Genomic DNA, 19,953 nt, shown 5'->3' with positions numbered 1-19,953 from the left:
TTCGATGGATGCGCTCTGGAACTTCATCTCCGGTCGACGACAACAACTGCTCACCGACTCGTACCTGCACGTCTCCGCTGTGCTGCAATCTGTCATCCTCGCGACGATCATCGCGATCCTGGTGGGGATTGCCGTCTACCGCTCCCCCGCCGGATCAGCGATCGCCACCGCACTCGCCAGCACCATCCTCACGATTCCGTCGTTCGCCCTGCTGGGTCTGTTGATTCCGATCCTCGGTCTCGGTGTCGCACCGACCATCACCGCCCTTGTCCTTTACGCGCTCTTGCCGATCATCAGAAACACGATCATCGGGTTGGCGTCGGTCGATCCTGCAGTGACCGACGCCGCGCGAGGCGTCGGTCTGAACCGCATGAGAATTCTGGCGAGAATCGAGATGCCCCTGGCCTGGCCGTCGATTCTGGCCGGCATGCGGGTGAGCACGCAGATGATCTTCGGCATCCTCGCCATCGCCGCCTACGCCAAGGGACCCGGGCTGGGCAATCTGATTTTCTCGGGCCTGAGCCGCGTCGGCAGCCCCAATGCGGTTCCGCAGGCACTCGCAGGAACCGTCCTCATCGTCATACTCGCTCTGATCGTCGACGGCCTCCTCGTCCTCGTCGGGCGTCTTACAACCTCGAGGGGTATTCGTGACTGAAACAACCAGGCAGCATGTCTCCGGCGTCGAGATCGTGCTCGATTCCGTCAGCAAGCGGTACCCCGGTCAGAAGGCCGCAGCAGTCGACAACGTCTCCCTGACGGTCCCTGCGGGCGAAACCGTGGTCTTCGTGGGTCCATCGGGTTGTGGGAAGACGACCACGATGCGGATGATCAACCGTCTGATCGAACCGACGTCGGGCACCATCACCATCGACGGCAAGGACGCACTGTCCATCAACGCCGACGAACTGCGCCGCGGCATCGGTTACTCGATCCAGCAGGCCGGGTTGTTTCCCCATCTGACCATCGCAAAGAACGTCGGTACCGTTCCCGGTCTGATCGGGTGGGACAAGAAGCGCATCGCTGCCCGCACCGACGAGATGCTCGACCTCGTCGGCCTCGACCCGGATACCTATCGCCACCGCTACCCCCGGCAGCTGTCCGGCGGACAGCAGCAGCGGGTCGGGGTGGCTCGGGCGTTGGCAGCCGACCCCCCTGTCCTGCTGATGGACGAACCGTTCGGCGCGGTCGATCCGATCACTCGCGGACTGCTTCAGGACGAACTGATGCGGTTGCAGACCGAACTCGGCAAGACCATCGTGTTCGTCACCCACGACTTCAACGAGGCAGTGAAGCTGGGCGATCGCATCGCGGTACTCGGTGACCAGTCGGCGATCATGCAGTACGACACTCCGGAGGCCATTCTGGCGAACCCGGCGAACGAGATGGTTGCCGGCTTCGTCGGCGCCGATGCCTCGCTCAAACAACTCACGCTCACGCGTATTCGCGATGTTCGGCTGCTGCAATGCCCGACGGCCGAGGTGGGCGATCCCGTCGATGCTTTCCGCGCGAAGATCACCTCTCGCAAATGGCAGTGGGGCCTCATTCTCGACGATCGCAAGCGCCCCCTCAGATGGGTCTCTCCCACGCACCTTGCGACGGCGTCCTCGCTGCGCGAGGTCGGGATGCCGATCGGTGAGCTCGTCTCGATTCAGTCGACACTGCAGGACGGACTCGAAGCCCTGCTGGCCGAGAGCACGGCGTCGACCGTCGTGACCGGGCTACACGGGGAGTACGTCGGCCTCATTTCCATCGACACTCTCGTGGATCATTTGCAGACCATGCGCGAGGCACACGCCCACGATCACGACGACGCCGACGCCGACGCCGACGAGCCTGACCCGATCGAGCCCGAGAATGCAGCGCGGGAGACGTCGTCGTGACCGCATCCCAAGCCCGGGCACCGGAGATGGAGGTGCCTCCCGACGAAGGCACCGCAGAGCGCGCAAGCCTCGCGCGGGGCGCCCGGATCCGGCTGATGGTGCAGCCGACCATTGTGCTGATCCTCGTTGCCTCAGTACTCCTCTGGGCCTTCAACCGCGACTTGACCGCCACTCAGCAGGGCAGCATCAGCATCTCGAACATCGCGTCGCTGACGTGGCAGCACATCCTCCTCACGGTCGCCGTCGTCGTCATTGTCATCATCGTCGCGGTGCCGCTGGGCACACTGCTCACTCGGCCCGGCTACACCAAGCTCGCTCCCATTTTCGTCGGTATCGCGAACATCGGTGCGGCTGCCCCTGCCATCGGTCTGCTGGTCCTGTTCTACCTGGCAACCAAGCAGACCGGGTTCTGGACCGGCGTGCTGCCGATCGCGTTCTACTCACTGCTTCCGGTGCTGCGCAACACGATTCTCGGGTACCAGGAGGTCGACCGCACAGTGATCGACGCAGGGCGGGGCCAGGGGATGTCTGCCGCGACGCTGCTACGCCGGGTCGAGTTTCCGTTGGCAGTGCCGTACATCCTGGCCGGACTCCGCACATCGCTCGTACTCGCCGTGGGCACCGCGACACTGTGCTTCCTCGTCAGCGCAGGAGGACTGGGAATTCTGATCGACACCGGATACAAGCTCCGCGACAACGTGACCCTCGTCGTGGGGGCCGTGCTCGCGGTATCGCTGGCATTGTTCGTCGACTGGCTCGGCGCGCTGGCCGAACAGTATCTCGGACCGAAGGGGCTGCGATGAAATCCGTCCGTGGCGGCGTGCTCGCGCTCGCACTGTCCGGGGTGATACTCGCCGGATGCGGTTTGGAGTCCGGTGGTGCGGTACCGCTCGAGGTGGGCCCAGGGAGCATCCAGCCGGTACCCGAACTCGAGAACGTGAAGATGACGGTAGGTTCCAAGGACTTCAGCGAGCAGATCATCCTCGGCTACATCATCGAGTTCGCGATGGTTGCCGCCGGCGCCGATGTGCGCGACCTGACCAACATTCAGGGCTCCAACAGCACCAGGGACGCGCAACTCGACGGCCAGATCGATCTCACCTACGAGTACACCGGTACCGGTTGGATCAACTACCTGGGCAACGAGATCCCGCTTCCCGATTCGCAGCAGCAGTACGAGGCAGTCCGCGACGCCGACCTGGCAGCCAACGACATGGTGTGGGCGGTTCCGGCGCCGATGAACAACACGTATGCGCTGGCGATGAGTCAGGAGACAGCGCAGCAAACCGGAGTGAGGACGCTCTCGGACTACGCCGAGTTGGTGCGCACCGACCCGGCTGCAGCATCCACCTGCGTCGAAACCGAGTTCAACGTCCGACAGGACGGGTTTCCGGGGTTGGCCGCGAAGTACGAGTTCGATCCCAATGCGGTGCCACGTGAGATTCTGCAAACGGGCATCATCTACCAGGCGACGGCCGACGGCAATCCGTGCAAGTTCGGCGAGGTGTTCACTACCGATGGCCGCATCATCGCACTCGACCTGGTACTGCTCGAGGATGATCGCTCGTTCTTCCCCAAGTACAACCCGGCATTGATAATGCGAAAGGATTTCGCCGACGCACACCCTCAGGTGACCGAGGTGATGGCACCGATCTCGGCAATGCTCACCGACGAGGTCATGACCGAACTGAACCGGCAGGTCGACGTCGAGGGCAACGAGCCGGCGGAAGTGGCCCGGGACTGGATGGTGTCCGAGGGATTCGTCACCATGGGGTAGGTCCCCATGTGCGCGGAAATACGTGTCCCTCTATGTATTTCCGCGCACATGCGCGCAGCGCCTACCCGCCGAAGGTCCGCTCCACCACCTGCTTTGCACGACGCGTCACCCGCAGGTAGTTGTCGAGGAACTCCCCCGCGTCGCCGTTGCTCCAGCCCGCGACCTTCGCCACCGCCGAGAGCACGTGGCCCGGACGAGGGAGCTGGTCGGTCGGCTTGCCTCGCACGAGAACGAGGGCGTTGCGAGCCTTGGTGGCCAGGATCCATGCTTCGCGCAGCAACTCCACATCGGTTTCGCTCATCAACTCGGCGGCACCGATGGCATCGAGAGTCTGCAGTGTCGACGTGTTGTGCAACGAGGGCACTTCGTGCGCATGTTGCAGCTGAATCAGCTGGACCGTCCATTCGATGTCGGCGAGTCCGCCGCGGCCCAGCTTCGTGTGGGTGGCCGGGTCCGCGCCCTTCGGCAATCGCTCCGAATCGATCCGTGCCTTGATGCGACGTATCTCGCGAACAGCGTCCTGCGAGACGCCGCCTTCCGGATAGCGCACCTTGTCGGCCATCAGCAGGAAGCGAATCCCGAGATCCTGGTCTCCGGCCACCTGGTGTGCACGAAGGAGCGCCTGCACCTCCCATGCTTGCGCCCACTGCGCGTAATACGCCTCGTAGGAGGCGAGCGTGCGGACCACGGGCCCGTTGCGCCCCTCCGGGCGCAGTCCGGTGTCGACTTCGAGCGGCGGATCGGTACTCGGCGCACCGAGCATCTTGCGGATCCTGTCTGCGATTCCGTTCGCCCATTTGAGGGCGACAGTGTCGTCGGCGTCGCCGGTCGGCTCGCACACGAACAGCACGTCCGCGTCGCTGCCGTAGCCGAGTTCGCCGCCGCCGAGACGCCCCATTCCGATGACCGCCAAGGTTGCGGGAGCCGGTTCCCCGCGCTCGGCGGTACTGGCCCTGATCGCAGCATCCAGCGCGGCATTGATGACGGCAGCCCACACCGAGGACAACGCGCGGCACACCTGCGGCACTTCGAGCATGCCCAGGATGTCCGCCGATGCCACCCGAGCCAACTCGTGTCGGCGCAACGAACGTGCCGCGTTGATGGCCCTGGCCGGGTCCTCGTAGCGGCCGGACGAGGACAGGATTGCGCGGTACGTCTCCTCCGGCTCGACGTCGAGCAGTCGCGGGCCCGTCGGACCGTCGGCGAACAAGCGAATCACTTCAGGCGCTTTGATCAGCAGATCCGGCACGTAGGCCGAGGATCCGAGCACGATCATCAGCCGCTGCGCGACGGCGCCTTCGTCGCGGAGTGTGCGCAGGAACCAGGTCTGATCGACTGCGGCCTCGGACAACCTGCGGTAGTTGAGCAGACCGGCATCGGGGTCGGGGGTATCGGCGAGCCATTCGAGCAGGGTCGGCAGCAGTACCGCCTGGATCTGCCCCCGCCGGGCACCTCCGCCGACCAGGGCCCGAAGGTGCCCGAGGGCATTCTCGGGCGTTGCGAAGCCGAGTGCGGCGAGCTGGCGTTTGGCGGCATCCGGCGTCAGCCGCACGGTGTCGGAATCGAAGCGCACCACCGAATCGAGCAACGGTCGATAGAACAACTTCGCGTGCAGACGGCGAATGCGCTGGGCGTTGCGTTTGATTTCGGCGTTCAGCACACCCAGTGCGTCGCGGTTGCCGTCGGGACGCATGTGCGCGGCCCGCGCCAGCCAGCGCAGCGCTTCTTCGTCGTCCGCCGGCGGAAGGGTGTGCGTTCGCTTCATCCGCTGCAGCTGCAAACGATGCTCGAGCAGTCGCAAGAACTCGTACGAGGCGGTGAGGTTGGCTGCGTCGTCGCGGCCGATGTATCCACCCTCGGTGAGCGCGGCGAGGGCATCGACGGTGCCCAACACACGGAGAGTTTCGTCGGTGCGGCCGTGCACGAGCTGCAGCAGCTGGACGGCGAACTCGACGTCGCGCAGACTTCCGCGTCCGAGCTTGATCTCCCGCTCCCGTAGTTCGGGTGGAACCATCTCCTCGACGCGGCGACGCATCGCTCGCACCTCGGGAACGAAATCCTCGCGTTGGGAGGCGAGCCACACCATCGGGTTCAGCGCGGCGACGTAGTCGTGACCGAGTTCGAGGTCTCCGGTCATCGGACGTGCCTTGAGCAGGGCCTGGAACTCCCAGGTCTTCGCCCACCGCTTGTAGTAGGCGATGTGTGAATCGAGGGTACGGACGAGTTCGCCCCTCTTACCCTCCGGTCGCAGCGCGGCATCGACCTCGAAGAAGGCCGAGGAGCCCACTCGCATCAGCTCACCGGCAATCCGGCTGGCGACCGAGTCGGCGGGCTCGGCTACGAACACCACGTCCACGTCGGAGACGTAGTTGAGTTCCCGTGCACCGCACTTGCCCATCGCGATCACCGCGAGACGGGTGGGACACGGCCTGTCGGGGCACGCGGTGGCGACGGCAACGGCGAGGGCAGCAGTCAACGCGGCGTCGGCCATGTCGGAGAGCTGGTTTCCCACCAGCTGGTACGGGAGCACCGGCTCGTTTTCGACGGTGGCGGCGAGGTCGGCTGCCGCCAACACCATCACTTGATCGCGGTAGGTCTTTCTCAGCGCTGCGACGGCCTCGGGCCCGATCACCCCGGCCCGATACAGATTCGGTGCCGCGTTCTCGCCGGTCTCGGGAACCGCGTCGACCGCGTCGAGCAGTTCCTTGGTGAGCTGCGCCTTGCTGGGCAGTTCGATCTGCGCGTTGGCTCCGGCCGATCTGCCGGGCGGAGTGCTGAGCAGCCGCCACGACTCGGGATCGGACACGAGGTGGTCGGCCAAGGCGCTCGATGCACCCGTCAGACCGAACAGTCTCCCGCGGAGACCTCGGTCCGTCCGCAGGGCGGAGTCCAGTTGCGCATACCGATCGCCAAGAGTTTCGGCCAATCGAACGACCGTCCGGAGGGCAAGGTCAGCGTTGGCAGCACGAGAGAGCGACCACAGCAGTTCGAGGCTGTCCTCGCCGACCCATCCCAGCTGCTGAAGATCGCCGGGGGCCGACGATTCCACCAGGCCCAACCGACCTGCCCCTGGGACAATGGACCGTGACGTGGGTGGGCGCACCATCAGCGCACCCCCGGACTCTGACGTGACACAGATTTCACCTTATCGCGGGTGTGAATTCCTCGAACCGATCGAGGTAGAACCTAACCCATCGAGGTGTGCAATCGTCACAACCCCAGGTAGGCCTTGAGCTCGTACGGGGTGACGTGGCTGCGGTATTCCTCCCACTCGCGACGCTTGTTGCGCAGGAAGAAGTCGAAGACATGCTCACCCAGCGCTTCAGCGACGAGTTCGGAATTCTCCATCGCGTTCAGGGCCTGATCGAGGCTGCCGGGAAGTTCCTTGTAACCCATTGCGCGCCGCTCCGCAGTGGTCAGAGCCCACACGTCTTCCTCGGCCTCGGGAGGAAGCGTGTAGCCCTTCTCGATTCCGCGCAAGCCGGCTGCCAGCAGTACCGCGAACGCGAGGTACGGGTTGCAGGCGGAGTCAGGACTGCGGATTTCCACGCGCCGCGAGGAGGCCTTGTTCGGGGTGTACATCGGTACGCGGATCAGGGCAGAGCGGTTGGCCGGGCCCCAGGACGCAGCCGTGGGTGCCTCGCCGCCGCGAACGAGCCGCTTGTAGGAGTTGACCCACTGGTTGGTCACGGCACTGATCTCGTTGGCGTGCTCGAGAATGCCTGCGATGAACGATTTGCCGGTCTCCGACAGTTGCATCGGGTCGTCCGGGTTGTGGAAGGCGTTGGTGTCGCCCTCGAACAGGCTCATATGGGTGTGCATCGCCGACCCCGCCTGGTCGCTGAAGGGTTTGGGCATGAACGTTGCCCGCACACCCTCCTCGATCGCGACTTCCTTGACCACGTAGCGGAAAGTCATGATGTTGTCCGCCATCGACAAGGCGTCGGCGTACCGAAGATCGATCTCCTGTTGTCCGGGCGCAGTCTCGTGGTGACTGAATTCCACGGAGATGCCCATCGACTCGAGTGCGTCGATCGCGTGACGGCGGAAGTTGGGCGCCGAGTCGTGGACGGCCTGGTCGAAGTAGCCACCGTTGTCTGCCGGCGTCGGCGGTGTGCCGTCCTCGGGGCTGTCCTTGAGCAGGAAGAACTCGATCTCCGGATGGACGTAGCAGCTGAAACCGAGGTCGGCTGCCTTGCTCAGCTGGCGACGCAGAACGTGGCGCGAGTCGGCCCAGGACGGCGAGCCGTCGGGCATCGCGATATCGCAGAACATGCGCGCGGAGTGCTGGTGGCCCTTGCTCGTGGCCCACGGCAGGATCTGGAACGTCGACGGGTCGGGTTTCGCGACGGTGTCCGCTTCCGAAACACGCGAGAACCCCTCGATCGCGCTGCCATCGAAGCCGATGCCCTCGTCGAAGGCACCCTCGAGTTCGGCCGGCGCGATGGCCACCGATTTCAGGTAACCGAGGACATCGGTGAACCACAGGCGGACGAAGCGGATGTCGCGCTCCTCCAGAGTCCGGAGCACGAATTCCTTTTGGCGATCCATGTCCGCGAGAGTAAGCAAACGGCGTTAAATCTGTGTTACATGGTGAATTCGGTCTCACTTCCGACATGTCTCACCAGGTCCAACGCCGGTGTGAGCACCTTCAGCACACCAAATCGTTACCTGGCGGGGTCAGATTCACGAGGTACTCGACCACTGGTCCGTCTATGCACGCCACTCCGGAGAACGCCACGGTGTGCTGTGTGCCGTCGAATGTCACCAGGTCTGCGTCGAGCTGCCGTGCCAGCTCGACGCCGGCTTGGTAGGGCGTGGCAGGGTCGAATGTCGTCGAGACCACCACGAGCGTCGGAAGACCAGAGACCGTGACTGTCCCCGGGCTTCCGGTGTTGGGCACCGGCCAGAACGCGCAGACATCGAGGGGCGCCGCTCCCGTGCCGAGTCCGTCGTCCAGGAACGGTGCCGCCTCGCGGTAGCGACGGTCCGCTTCCCCGGCCTCGGCTCGATCGGTCGTCGGCGGATCGTCGACGCAGCGAATGGCGTTGAACGCGTCGTCGAGATTGGAGTAAGTGCCATCTTCGAGTCGGCCCTGGTACGTGTCCGCGAGGCGGAGCAAGGTGTCACCGCGCCCCTCACTCAGTTCGTTGAGGCCCGCGCGCAGAAGCCGCCACAGACTCTGCGAATACAACGCCTGCTGCACCCCGGTTATCGCGTCGTCGTAACTGAGGCCGCGCGGATCAGTGGTGGCGGCGGGCGTCTCGATCAGAGGGTCGACGAGCTCTCGGAAGCTGCTGCTCGCATCGGCCGGATCGTTTCCGAGCGGGCATCGGCCGGTGAGAACGCAATCTTCTGCGAAAGCATCGAAGGCCGCTTGAAACGCCGCCCCCTGGTCGATGGCCTCGTCGACGGGGCTCTGCTCGGGGTCGAGTGCGCCGTCGAGCACCATCGCGCGGACATTGCCACCGAACGCCTCCGCGTAGGCGGTGCCGATCCGGGTGCCGTACGAGTACCCCACGTAAGTCAATTTCTCATCGCCGAGGACAGACCTGATGACGTCCATATCGCGCACGACCTCGCGGGTGCCCACATGCTCGAGAACCTCGGCGCCGGTCCGTTCCACACACTGCTCGACGTACTCGCGGTGGTCCGTTTCCTGCTCGGCGATGCCCTCGGGCGAGAGGTCGACTTCGGGTTCGCGACGTTCCCGGTCGATCTCCTCCGCGGTAAGACACCGAATGGCGGGTGTCGACGCGCCGATACCGCGAGGGTCGAAGCCGATCCGATCGAACCGGTCGGAAATGTCCGAGCTCTCGGCCTGGGTGGCGAGATAGAGCCCCGACGACCCGGGGCCGCCGGGGTTGAACAAGATCGAACCGATCTTCTTCCCTGCCGCTTCCGACCGCGAGATGGCGATGCTCGCCGTCTCGCCGGCCGGGTCCTCGTAATCGAGCGGAACGCTCACGTACGCGCAGGAGACCGAGGACGGCAGGACGGTGCCGTCGGTGCTGAAGCTCTCGCACGACCCCCAGTCGAGTTCCTGTGTGTAGAACTGTTCCAGGCCGTCGGGTACGACGCCCGCTCCCGGCGGGAACTCGGCACCCGCCTCCGACTCGGCCACGCCCTCGATCGTTCGGTCGACGGCACATCCCGTCGCTGCCAACGCCGCGGCGCCGAGCACCGCCACCAATCGCGTCGTCACCCTCGCCCGTGCGAACGCGATCATCTCCGCTGCCACCGCACTCTGCGCGTACATCTCATGCAGGTGATGGTGCCAGAGGTGGAGGCACGAGCGTCCACAACTCTGCTCTGGCCCACCCACGCTAGGCTTCGATTCGTGCAGGCATTGAGAGTCGCCCTCGCCCAGATCAATTCCACCGTCGGCGACCTGCCCGGCAATTGCGCGCTCATCGCCTCGTGGGCCTCGCGCGCCGCACAGGAAGGCGCCCAGGTCGTCTTGTTCCCCGAGATGGCGGTGACGGGCTACCCCGTCGAGGATCTCGCTTTGCGCCCGTCGTTCGCCCGAGCTTCGAAGCAGGCTCTCGAGGAACTCGCGATCACGCTCGACCGTTCCGGCTGCGGTGACACGGTCGTCGTCGTCGGATATCTCGATCGCGACCAGGCCGGCTCGCGGAACAGCGCCGCCGTACTGTTCGGCGGCGCTGTTCTCTCCCGATACGACAAGCACGCTTTGCCCACGTATCGAGTCTTCGACGAACTGCGGTACTTCGCACCCGGTTCGCGCCTGAGCATCACCGAGGTGAACGGGTTCCGCCTGGGCGTGGTGGTATGCGAGGACATCTGGCAGCCCGGTGGCCCGGTGCCTGCGTATGCGGCTGCCGGAGTCGACCTGTTGTTGTGTTTGAACGCCAGCCCGTACGAACGCGGCAAGAGTGCCGTTCGTCGGTCCATCGTCGAACGGCGCGCAGCCGAGGCCGGTGTGCCCATCGCGTACACCAACCTTGTCGGCGGACAGGACGAACTCGTCTTCGACGGCGGAAGCCTCGTCCTCGCAGCAGACGGCACGCTGCTCGGACGTGCCCCGGAATTCGCCGAACACCTGCTCTGTGTCGACGTCGCCCCGCGGGGGGCTCCAGGATCGAACCAGGATCACGTTCCCGGCTGGAGCGTCGATCGACACACCCTGCCCGATCTGATCGTCCGTGGATGGGACCGAACCCCGATGTCTGTGGCGCCGCCGCGTCCGGACGAGGACCTGGTTTGGAGCGCCCTCGTCACAGGCCTTCGGGACTATGTGCACAAGAACGGTTTCACCTCGGTGGCCCTCGGCCTGTCCGGTGGAATCGACTCCGCGGTGGTCGCTGCCGTCGCCGTCGACGCACTCGGCAGCGACGCGGTGCACGGAGTGTCGATGCCGTCGAAGTACTCCTCGGACCATTCACGCACCGACGCCGATGAACTTGCTCGCAGCACCGGTATTCACTTCAGAACGGAGCCCATCGCTGCCATGGTCGATGCCTTCGTCGACCAGCTGACACTCGAGGGCCTCGCCGAGGAGAACATTCAGGCCCGCTGCCGCGGAATGACATTGATGGCCCTGTCCAATTCGGCAGGCCACCTCGTCCTCGCGACCGGCAACAAGTCCGAGTTGGCGGTCGGCTACTCGACCATCTACGGCGACGCGGTGGGCGGCTTCGCCCCGATCAAGGACGTCCCGAAATCGATGGTCTGGGCACTTGCTCGATGGCGAAACAACGAAGCAGTGCACCGCGGCGAAGTGCCACCGATTCCCGCGGGCAGCATCGACAAACCACCGTCGGCCGAATTACGGCCCGATCAGCTCGACACCGATTCTCTGCCCGATTACGACGTGTTGGATGCCATCCTGTCTCGCTACGTCGACTTCGATCGCAGCGTCGAAGACATCGTCGCCGCGGGCTTCGATCGAGGCACGGTCGAGGACATCGTTCGCAAGGTCGACGCGGCCGAATACAAGCGCAGGCAATATCCCATCGGCACCAAGATCACTTCTCGGGCGTTCGGTCGGGACCGACGGATGCCAGTCACGAACCACTGGCGCGTCGGCACACAGCAAGTGTGACCAATTGCACGTCCAACTCACCATCGACGAGAGGAGCGGGGCTGGCAGACTGGGTGACGTCATCAACCCCACATCCCGGGGACCCGCACGGCGGGCCTCGAGGAACCGAAAGGGACAAAGATGTCCGATTCTGTCTACGGTTCGACCGACGCGCCCGTCTCCGCCCTCACTCGCAAGACACGCACGCATCATTTGCTGCAGATGAAAGCCGAGGGTGAGCGCTGGGCAATGCTCACTGCATACGACTATTCGAGCGCCCGCATCTTCGAGGAGGCCGGCGTCCCTGTTCTGCTGGTGGGCGACTCCGCAGCCAATGTGGTCTACGGATACGACACCACCGTGCCCATCACCATCGACGAGCTGCTGCCCCTGGTCCGCGGCGTCGTACGAGGCGCCCCCAACGCTCTCGTCATCGCAGATCTCCCGTTCGGCACCTACGAATCCTCGCCGCAGCAGGCTCTGGCAACCGCGACGCGCTTCATGAAGGAGGGGCTCGCGAACGCCGTGAAGCTGGAGGGAGGCGAGCGTGTGGCAGATCAGATCGCAGCCATCACAGCTGCCGGCATCCCGGTGATGGCGCACATCGGCTTCACCCCGCAGAGCGTCAACGGATTGGGCGGATTCCGAGTGCAGGGCCGCGGCGACGGTTCGGAGCAGCTCGTCGCCGACGCCATTGCCGTCCAGGAGGCCGGCGCGTTCTCCGTGGTCATGGAGATGGTGCCCGCAGACATCGCCGGACAGGTCACCCGCAAGCTCACCATTCCGACCGTCGGCATCGGTGCCGGAAACGAAACCGACGCCCAGGTGCTCGTGTGGCAGGACATGGCGGGCTACACCAACGGCAAGACCGCGAAGTTCGTCAAGAAGTTCGGCAACGTCGGCGACGAGTTGCGCAGCGCCGCTGCGGCGTATCTCGCCGAGGTCCGAACCGGTGTATTCCCCGGCCCGGAGCACAGCTACTGACCTGATGGCACACTCGTCGGCATGAACTTCGGTGCCATCAAACCAGCCCCCCAGAGGTACACCCGCACAGTTGTCTCCATCGTGGGCGTGGCCGCGCTCGCGGTCACCGTCGGCGCATGCGGAACCGACACCACGAACACAGGGCAGTCGTCGACGCCGACCACCGCCTCTGCGTCGCCGGTGACCACCGCTCCTGCTGCTGCCGACACGATCACCGATCAGCAACGCTTGCAGCTGTGCTCCGATCTCGAAGAGCAGCTTCAGGAATGGCGGATTCAGGGCCCGACGCTGGGTCGCGGCGGCCTCAACATCGTCGTTCAGACCTGGGCTGCGCAGAGCGGGGTCATCAACCTGCGGATCGTGCAGGACAGGTCGATCGTCGACGAGATCACGGTGGCGCAGTGCCCCGAGGTTCGCGAAGAGGCGATGCGTTCGCTCGACATTCCCGATCTCGCGTCGGGACTGGTCGGGTTCTGAGGATGTCCGAAGGCTACTCGCGCAAGCTCTATCCGCCGATCGAACCGTACGACGCGGGCCATCTCGACGTCGGCGACGGTCAACGCATCTACTGGGAAACCAGTGGGAATCCTGCCGGTAAGCCAGTTGTGTTCGTGCACGGCGGCCCCGGGGGCGGAACCGGGCCGGCGCAGCGTCGCTATTTCGATCCCGACAGATATCGAATCGTGCTGTTCGACCAGCGCGGTTGTGGACGATCGACTCCGCACATTGCCGATGGAGCGGATCTGACGGTCAACACCACTGCTGATCTGGTGGCCGATATCGAAAGACTGCGGGAGTTCCTCACGGTCGAACGCTGGCTGGTGTTCGGCGGATCCTGGGGGTCGACGCTGTCCCTCGTGTACGCCCAGAGCCACCGACATCGCGTCACGCATCTGATTCTGCGGGGCATCTTCCTGCTTCGTCGCAGCGAGATCGACTGGTACTACAACGGCGGAGCAGGCCACATGTTCCCAGAACTGTGGGACAAGTTCCTCGCACCGGTGCCCGAGACGGAACGAGACGGCGATCTGGTCGAGGCATATCACCGCCTGTTGCACTCCCACGACCGTGACGTTGCGACCGAGGCCGCGATCGCGTGGTCGTCATGGGAGGCAGCGACGAGTTACCTGCTACCACAGCCGGATCAGATCGCGGAGAACGCCGATCCACGTTTCGCGTTGGCTTTCGCGGGAATCGAGAATCACTATTTCCGCAACAGTGGATTTCTGCGCGAGAACCAGTTGCTCGCGGACGCCCACCTACTGGCCGATATCCCCGGCGTCATCGTCCAGGGTCGGTATGACGTGGTGTGTCCGGCAACGAGTGCGTGGGAGCTGCACAAGGCGTGGCCGTCCTCGGAGTTGATCGTGGTCGACGACGCCGGGCACTCCGCTTCCGAGCCCGGCATCGTCCATCACTTGGTCGAGGCAACCGACCGCTGTGCGTCGGCGTCCGACTCGTAGCCGAACTCGATCCGCCGGGTCTCCATATCTGCCGCGGTCAACGTCACCGTTACCCGCTCCCCCTCCGGGGGCCCTCCGTTGCACTTGCCCATGACGATGGGTGATTCGACGAATACTTCCGCCGGCCGTTTGCCCTCGGCGCCGCGCAGCACCACCGCCGAGAAGCGCTCACCGACGCGCTCGTGCAGAATCACCGCCTCGGTCAGATCGATACATGCCCTGTCGACTTTCGACGCCGTCGAATCCGACCGCCGCATGGCTGCGGGGAGGTCGGGTAACGCACGCCGAACCCAGTCGGGGATGTCCACACCTGCTCCGACTGCGAGGCATATCTCTGTCGCGAAGCGGTCCGAGAGCCGGCGCAACGGCGCCGTCACGTGCGCGTAGGGGGCGGCAATACCTGAATGCTCGATGCGCTCGGGGACATCGCCGTCGAATGCTGCGTAGTCCGCTCCGCGCAGCAGAGTGGTCGCCCGCGTCATCAGCGCCAGCGTGGTGGGTGCATCGCGCGGCAACGACGCAAGCACAGCGCCGGCGGACGCTCCCTCCGGCCAACCGATTCCCAGGATCGCCGCGGTGTACTTCAGCGTCTCGACCGCCTCATCCGACGCCGCCGGCAGCGTCCGGAGAAGTCCGACACCGGCGTCGAGCATGGTGCGCGCCGCACACATACCCGTCAGCAGTGAAACATCGGCGTTCCAGGCGTCGACATCGGTTCGTGCCTGTAGCTCGATGTGCCAGGACTTCCCGTTTTTCACCACGTCCTGCTCGGGCAACGTCAGGTCGATCGCCCCGCGCCGGATCGCCGACTGCGCTCGCAGTGCACCGAACTCACCGAGAGCCGCGATGGACGTGTGTGGCGTCCCCTGCTCGAAATCAGCCTGTACCCGCGCGTAATCGAAGCGCGCCACCGACCGGACGGTTGCCCTGGTCACCTTCCAGGAGACTGGCTCACCTGCTTCGTCCAACTCGATCCGCCAGAGTGCCGCCGGTCGGCTCTCGCCGGGAAGCAGACTCGCCGAGCCCTCCGACATCACGCGAGGATGCAACGGAATCGAACCGTCCGGAAGATAGAACGTCTGACCTCGCTGACGGGCCTGCATGTCCAGTGCGCCCTCCGGCGCAACGAATGCGCCGACGTCTGCAATCGCGTAATGCAGTAGGTATCCAGCCGCCAGCTTTTCGATGTGCACGGCCTGATCGAGATCCATCGACCCTGGAGGGTCGATGGTCACGAAGGGAATGTCGGTGCGGTCGCGGCGATCGGACGCATGGCGATCGGTTGCCGAACGAGCTTCTGCGAGAACGTCCGCCGAGAACGCATCGTGCAGATCGAATTCGGACTTGATGGAATGGAAGTCGAACGCTTTTGCCGACAGGTGCGCCAGAACCACCGTCAGTTGTTCCAATCCTCGTCGGCCTTGTCGGCGGCCTTGTTGCGTTCAGCCGCGATCTGGATTGCGCGCTCGGCGCTCTCCCGGTCTGGGTACGGCCCCATCCGATCCAGCGCACCCGACTCCTTGCCCTGCGAGACCGTCTTGGTTCGTACGTCGTAGTACCACGCTTCGTCGTTGCTCATGGTGCCAGTCTGCCCGAATCGGCGCGCTAGGAGAATGGGTGCGAACGAGTCGGCATATAAGCCGGATCCTGTGCTTCGTCCTCACCGAGGTGTGGACGAAGCGACGACCATCCATCTGGGCACACCGTCGCCGGGTACCTCGAGCAGTCCACCCGCAGGCTCGGGCGAGCAGCCCTCGAACACCTGCGCAGCCGCACCGTGAGACTCGCAACGAGCCCTACGGTGCGACCTTCGACCTTGCTCCGGGCGGGGTTTACCTAGCCACCCCGGTCACCCGGGGTGCTGGTGCGCTCTTACCGCACCGTTTCACCCTGACCCACGCTCGCGCGTTCTGAAAGAACACGCGAGCGTGGGCGGTCTGTTTTCTGTGGCACTGTCCCGCGAGTCACCTCGGGTTGCCGTTAGCAACCGCCCTGCTCTGTGGAGTCCGGACTTTCCTCGGCTCGAAGCTTGGTGGAGCGTGTCCCCCAGTTCTCCGTGCCGCGGCCGTCCAACCAACTCGTTCGCAGGTTGAAACTCTACTGCGTCGTACCCGCGAACTACAGTTCACCTCATGAATTACGCCGTCCTGCTGCGCGGAATCAACGTCGGTGGAATCAACATCAAGATGGCGGACCTGCGAGAGGCGCTGATTTCAGCCGGGTTTCGGGATGTCCGCACGGTGTTGGCGACGGGCAACGTGCTGCTCGAATCCGGGCTCACCGGACCGGAAACGAAGGCGCGGATCGAGAAGACTCTCGCCGCCCGCTTCGGGTACGAGGCGTGGGTCATCGTGCTCACGCCCCCGGCGCTTCGATCCGTGGTCCAGCGATATCCGTTCGATCCTGAGCGCGACGGGTGGCATCCATACGTGATTTTCGGTAGCGACGCTCGTCACCTCGCCGAACTCCTCGACGCGGCGGACGCCCTCGACCCCGCCGTCGAACGTGTCGAGAGAGGCGAGGGCGTCGTGTACTGGGAGGTCGTGAAAGGGCGGACCACCGACAGTCCGTTCGGGAAGTCGACGGCCAAGAACAGGTACAAGCCCACCATCACCACGAGAAATCTGCGAACACTCGGCAAGATGCTCTCGTGACCGTCCTCGCTGCGTCCCTTGTCGGCGCAGTGTTGCTCTTCGCGATCGCGCGTCCTCGAGGCCTGCCGGAGATCGTCGTCGCCGGGCCCGCCGCAGCCGCAGCGCTCGCGCTGGGGCTGGTCACTGTCGACGCTGCGCAAGCACAGGTGCTCGAATTGTTGCCGACGGTGATCTTCCTGGCGTTCGTGCTGATGATCGCCTACCTGGCCGACACACTCGGTGTGTTCTCGTGGGTGGCAGCCACGGCGATCGATGTCTCGCAGAGCAGCCCGCGGCGGCTCCTGGCGGCCGTTTTTGCGGCAGCTTCGCTTACCACTGCTGTGCTGAGTCTCGATGCCACGGTCGTGTTGTTGACACCGGCGGTCATCGGTGCGGCGCGGGTGCTGCGCACACCGGCACGGCCGTACAGCTACGCAACTGCTCACCTCGCGAACTCCGCGTCCACGCTGCTACCGGTGTCGAACCTGACGAACCTGTTGGCATTCGCCGCGACCGGGCTCACCTTCGCTCATTTCGCAACGTTGATGGCACTGCCGTGGGCGGTGGCGATTGCTATCGAATTTGTCGTATTCCGGATCTTCTTCCGACGCGACCTCGCTCGACAGGGTGCAGTTGGGCCGGATGGGAGTCCGACCGAAGCGGCGCCGGACAGGAGGCCGGCGTTTTCGCGGACCGGGCAGCCTGCTCCGAAGCTCGCCCTCGCAGTTCTGGCGACGACGTTGCTCGGGTTCGGCGCTGCCGGATTCGTCGGCATCGAACCGTTCTGGGTGGCTGCGGCAGGCGCCGGCGTTCTCGCGGCGTACGCACTGCGGCACGGGTACACCGCACCGACCAGGGTTCTCAGCGCCGCCGACCCGATGTTCTGCGGCTTCGTGCTGTTGCTGGGTGTGGTCGTCCTCGGCGTCACATCCGGGCCGATCGGTGACTGGCTCACCGGGGTCCTGCCGACCGACACATCGCTGACCGGTCTGCTGGTCACCGCGCTGATCGGCGCGGCCGCGTCGAACATCGTCAACAATCTGCCTGCGACATTGTTGTTGCTTGCCGCATTGGGGCCATCGGCGCCGCCTGGCCTCGTCCTGGCGATGATCATCGGGGTGAACCTGGGACCCAACCTGACCTATGTCGGATCGCTGGCGATCATGCTGTGGCGCAGAGTGACCTCGAACAACGGTGAACCTGCATCGCTCGGCACGTTCACCCTGCTCGGTTCGATCACGACTCCGCTGACGATCCTGGGATCCGTGGCAGCATTGTGGTTGGCGTTAGGAGCTCAGATATGACGTGTCGTTGACCAGACGCACCGACGCACCGCCGTCCGGGTAGAACTCGGCGACGCTGAGCGAGGCCAGATCGAGATGCAGTCTGTACAGAAGGGACGGACCGACGTCGAGAGCCAGCTGAAGCAACATCTTGATCGGCGTGACGTGGGTGACGACGACCACCGTGGATCCGGCATACGCCGTGATCAGTTTGTCGCGGGCCGTCGTGACTCGTCCCAGCACCGTGTCGAATGCTTCGCCACCAGGCGGGGCGACGGAGGTGTCGCCGAGCCACTTACGGTGCACGTCCGGGTACCTCTCGGATGCCTCGGCGAAGGTCAACCCTTCCCAGTTGCCGAAATCGGTTTCGACGAGTTCGTCCATGGTGGTCACGGGGAGGCTCACTCGATCTGCCAGAGCCCGGGCAGTGTGTTGCGCCCGATCGAGAGGCGATGCCACCACAGCAGCGATGTCGGCGGTGTCGGCAAGGTGAGCCGCAGCAGCCGTGGCCTGCCGCTCACCGAGGTCGGTGAGTACTGGATTGCCTCGGCCGGAATAGCGTCGCTCCACCGACAACGGTGTCTGGCCGTGCCGCAGGAGCAGCAGCCTCGTGGGGGCGCCCACCGCCCCGGTCCATCCCGGCGCAGCAGATGAGCCCGCCGATTTCTGCAGCACCTTCGGTGGAGTCTTTTCGAGCTTCGCACCGGTCGCGGCAGCATCCATCGCTTCGTTGGCGAGTCGGTCCGCGTGCGAGTTCTCAGCGCGCGGTATCCACGTGTAGGTGACGCGATCGAAGCCGCGAGCTACTTCTGCAGCTTCCTTGTTCAGAGGAATCATGTCCGGGTGCTTGACCTTCCAGCGCCCAGACATCTGCTCCACCACCAATTTCGAATCCATGCGGACCTCGACCTCGCGGGCTCCCACGTCGGCCGCAGCCGTGAGCCCTGCGATGAGCCCGCGGTATTCGGCCACGTTGTTGGTGGCAACGCCCAGGGCGGACCGTCGTTCCGCCAGCACCGTCGAACGGTCCGAGGTGAAGACGACAGCCCCGTAACCGGCGGGACCGGGGTTTCCGCGCGAGCCGCCGTCTGCTTCGACGACGACCCTTGCCACTGCGCTCACAGACCCGATTCTTTGGTTCGCACCAGAATCGCGTTGCACTCGGAGCATCGAATGAGCTCGTCGGCAGGCTTCGCGGCGATTCTGGAGATCTCGCCCCGGTCGAGTTCGATACGGCAGGCACCACAGCGCCTGGCCTGAAGCAGCGCGGCACCGCGGCCGGTGAGCGAGCGCTGCTTCTCGTAGATCGCAAGAAGTTCAGCCGAGAATGTCGTTGCGAGTTCCGACCGTCGTGCAGTCGCTCGCTGCTCGGCGCTCTCCACGTCCGCGACCGCGTCGTCGCGGCGGCGGCCGGCGTCGATCAACTCGTCCTCGATCTGGGTGAGCTGCGCTCCAGCATGGTTGTAGTCGGTCTCGGATGCCTCACGTCTTTCCATGACCTCGAGCAGTTCCTCTTCGAGAATTCCCTGCCGACGTTCCAGACTGCCGAGCTCGTGCTGCAGCTCCGACATCTGCTTGGCAGCGACGGTGCCGCCTTCGAGGAGCTTTCGGTCGCGGTCCTCTCGCTGGCGGACGGCGTCCACCTCGCCCTCGAGCTTCTTGATGTCCCGGTCGAGATCGTCCATGGCGATCTGCACGCTGACGGCAGCGTCTTTGCGCGCTACGCGCTCCGCCTCGAGTTTCTCCAACTCGGCCTGCTCGGGCAGAGTTTTACGGCGATGTGCGATCTGCGTCAGCTCGGTGTCCACTGCGGCCAGTTCGAGAAGGGAGGCCTGTACTCGGGGGTCGACATTCACGCGTGATGACTCCTGCGACTATGGAAGTTGATT

At 64.8% G+C, this 19,953-nt stretch carries 17 protein-coding genes and 1 other RNA gene; 10 read left to right on the top strand and 8 right to left on the bottom strand.

Annotated elements, in window-relative coordinates; all coding sequences use genetic code 11:
• Positions 1-4 precede the first annotated feature (4 nt).
• From J1M86_RS10000 to J1M86_RS09985, 4 genes are read left to right on the top strand one after another with little or no spacing between them, the layout of a single operon-like run.
• Positions 5-655 carry an ABC transporter permease gene (locus tag J1M86_RS10000; RefSeq protein WP_206509689.1) on the top strand — a complete coding sequence of 217 codons (651 nt, stop codon included), beginning with the start codon at positions 5-7 and terminating at the stop codon, positions 653-655.
• On the top strand, positions 648-1,880 hold the full coding sequence (locus J1M86_RS09995) for an ABC transporter ATP-binding protein (protein ID WP_206509688.1): 1,233 nt from the start codon (positions 648-650) through the stop codon (positions 1,878-1,880). The genes J1M86_RS10000 and J1M86_RS09995 overlap by 8 nt, the downstream gene beginning before the upstream one ends.
• A 26-nt stretch (positions 1,881-1,906) precedes the next feature.
• Positions 1,907-2,683 carry an ABC transporter permease gene (locus J1M86_RS09990; RefSeq protein WP_206510032.1) on the top strand — a complete coding sequence of 259 codons (777 nt, stop codon included), beginning with the start codon at positions 1,907-1,909 and terminating at the stop codon, positions 2,681-2,683.
• Positions 2,680-3,657: a glycine betaine ABC transporter substrate-binding protein gene (locus J1M86_RS09985; RefSeq protein ID WP_206509687.1), complete on the top strand. Its 978-nt coding sequence runs from the start codon at positions 2,680-2,682 to the stop codon at positions 3,655-3,657. The genes J1M86_RS09990 and J1M86_RS09985 overlap by 4 nt, the downstream gene beginning before the upstream one ends.
• Positions 3,658-3,718: 61 nt before the next feature.
• Here the strand turns inward: J1M86_RS09985 and J1M86_RS09980 are convergent, their stop codons facing one another.
• From J1M86_RS09980 to J1M86_RS09970, 3 genes are all read right to left on the bottom strand, one after another.
• Positions 3,719-6,763, bottom strand: coding sequence for a bifunctional [glutamine synthetase] adenylyltransferase/[glutamine synthetase]-adenylyl-L-tyrosine phosphorylase (locus J1M86_RS09980; protein ID WP_206509686.1), 3,045 nt, complete (start codon positions 6,761-6,763; stop codon positions 3,719-3,721).
• 104 nt (positions 6,764-6,867) lie between these two features.
• Positions 6,868-8,208, bottom strand: coding sequence for a type I glutamate--ammonia ligase (gene glnA, locus J1M86_RS09975; RefSeq protein WP_075840488.1), 1,341 nt, complete (start codon positions 8,206-8,208; stop codon positions 6,868-6,870).
• Between the two features lie 100 nt (positions 8,209-8,308).
• Complete coding sequence (locus tag J1M86_RS09970; RefSeq protein ID WP_206510031.1) at positions 8,309-9,886, bottom strand: alpha/beta hydrolase; 1,578 nt, start codon at positions 9,884-9,886, stop codon at positions 8,309-8,311.
• 111 nt (positions 9,887-9,997) lie between these two features.
• On the opposite strand from J1M86_RS09970, the gene J1M86_RS09965 reads away from it, so the two are divergent.
• From J1M86_RS09965 to pip, 4 genes are all read left to right on the top strand, one after another.
• The gene (locus tag J1M86_RS09965; protein ID WP_307786585.1) at positions 9,998-11,722 is read left to right on the top strand and encodes an NAD+ synthase; all 1,725 of its coding nucleotides are present in this window, start codon (positions 9,998-10,000) and stop codon (positions 11,720-11,722) included.
• A 120-nt stretch (positions 11,723-11,842) separates the two neighbouring features.
• On the top strand, positions 11,843-12,685 hold the full coding sequence (panB, locus tag J1M86_RS09960) for a 3-methyl-2-oxobutanoate hydroxymethyltransferase (protein WP_075840486.1): 843 nt from the start codon (positions 11,843-11,845) through the stop codon (positions 12,683-12,685).
• Positions 12,686-12,706: 21 nt separating this feature from the next.
• Complete coding sequence (locus J1M86_RS09955) at positions 12,707-13,162, top strand: hypothetical protein (protein ID WP_206509684.1); 456 nt, start codon at positions 12,707-12,709, stop codon at positions 13,160-13,162.
• Between the two features lie 2 nt (positions 13,163-13,164).
• The gene (gene pip, locus J1M86_RS09950; protein ID WP_206509683.1) at positions 13,165-14,148 is read left to right on the top strand and encodes a prolyl aminopeptidase; all 984 of its coding nucleotides are present in this window, start codon (positions 13,165-13,167) and stop codon (positions 14,146-14,148) included.
• Here pip and J1M86_RS09945 read toward each other — a convergent pair.
• The 3 genes from J1M86_RS09945 to rnpB form a co-directional block, all read right to left on the bottom strand.
• Entirely contained in the window at positions 14,100-15,542 is a 1,443-nt protein-coding gene (locus J1M86_RS09945; RefSeq protein ID WP_206510030.1) for an RNB domain-containing ribonuclease, read from the bottom strand. The genes pip and J1M86_RS09945 overlap by 49 nt on opposite strands.
• Before the next feature lie 2 nt (positions 15,543-15,544).
• Positions 15,545-15,727, bottom strand: coding sequence for a hypothetical protein (locus tag J1M86_RS09940; protein ID WP_075840680.1), 183 nt, complete (start codon positions 15,725-15,727; stop codon positions 15,545-15,547).
• A 41-nt stretch (positions 15,728-15,768) separates the two neighbouring features.
• An RNA gene (gene rnpB / locus J1M86_RS09935) (RNase P RNA component class A) lies at positions 15,769-16,229 on the bottom strand.
• 51 nt (positions 16,230-16,280) lie between these two features.
• Here rnpB and J1M86_RS09930 point away from each other — a divergent pair.
• Together J1M86_RS09930 and J1M86_RS09925 are read left to right on the top strand one after the other, a co-directional pair.
• A complete protein-coding gene (locus tag J1M86_RS09930) occupies positions 16,281-16,802 on the top strand; it encodes a DUF1697 domain-containing protein (protein ID WP_075840482.1) in 522 nt (173 codons plus the stop codon).
• Entirely contained in the window at positions 16,799-18,085 is a 1,287-nt protein-coding gene (locus tag J1M86_RS09925; protein ID WP_206509682.1) for an SLC13 family permease, read from the top strand. Before J1M86_RS09930 ends, J1M86_RS09925 begins: the two co-directional genes overlap by 4 nt.
• Here J1M86_RS09925 and J1M86_RS09920 read toward each other — a convergent pair.
• Positions 18,068-19,177, bottom strand: a complete 1,110-nt coding sequence (locus J1M86_RS09920) for a bifunctional RNase H/acid phosphatase (protein ID WP_307786619.1) — start codon at positions 19,175-19,177, stop codon at positions 18,068-18,070. The genes J1M86_RS09925 and J1M86_RS09920 overlap by 18 nt on opposite strands.
• Positions 19,178-19,182: 5 nt before the next feature.
• Positions 19,183-19,920: a zinc ribbon domain-containing protein gene (locus tag J1M86_RS09915; protein WP_075840478.1), complete on the bottom strand. Its 738-nt coding sequence runs from the start codon at positions 19,918-19,920 to the stop codon at positions 19,183-19,185.
• Positions 19,921-19,953 lie beyond the last annotated feature (33 nt).

This window comes from Rhodococcus sp. KRD197 (assembly GCF_017168235.1).
Lineage (GTDB): Bacteria > Actinomycetota > Actinomycetes > Mycobacteriales > Mycobacteriaceae > Rhodococcoides.
This window is presented reverse-complemented; position numbering and strand designations above follow the sequence as displayed.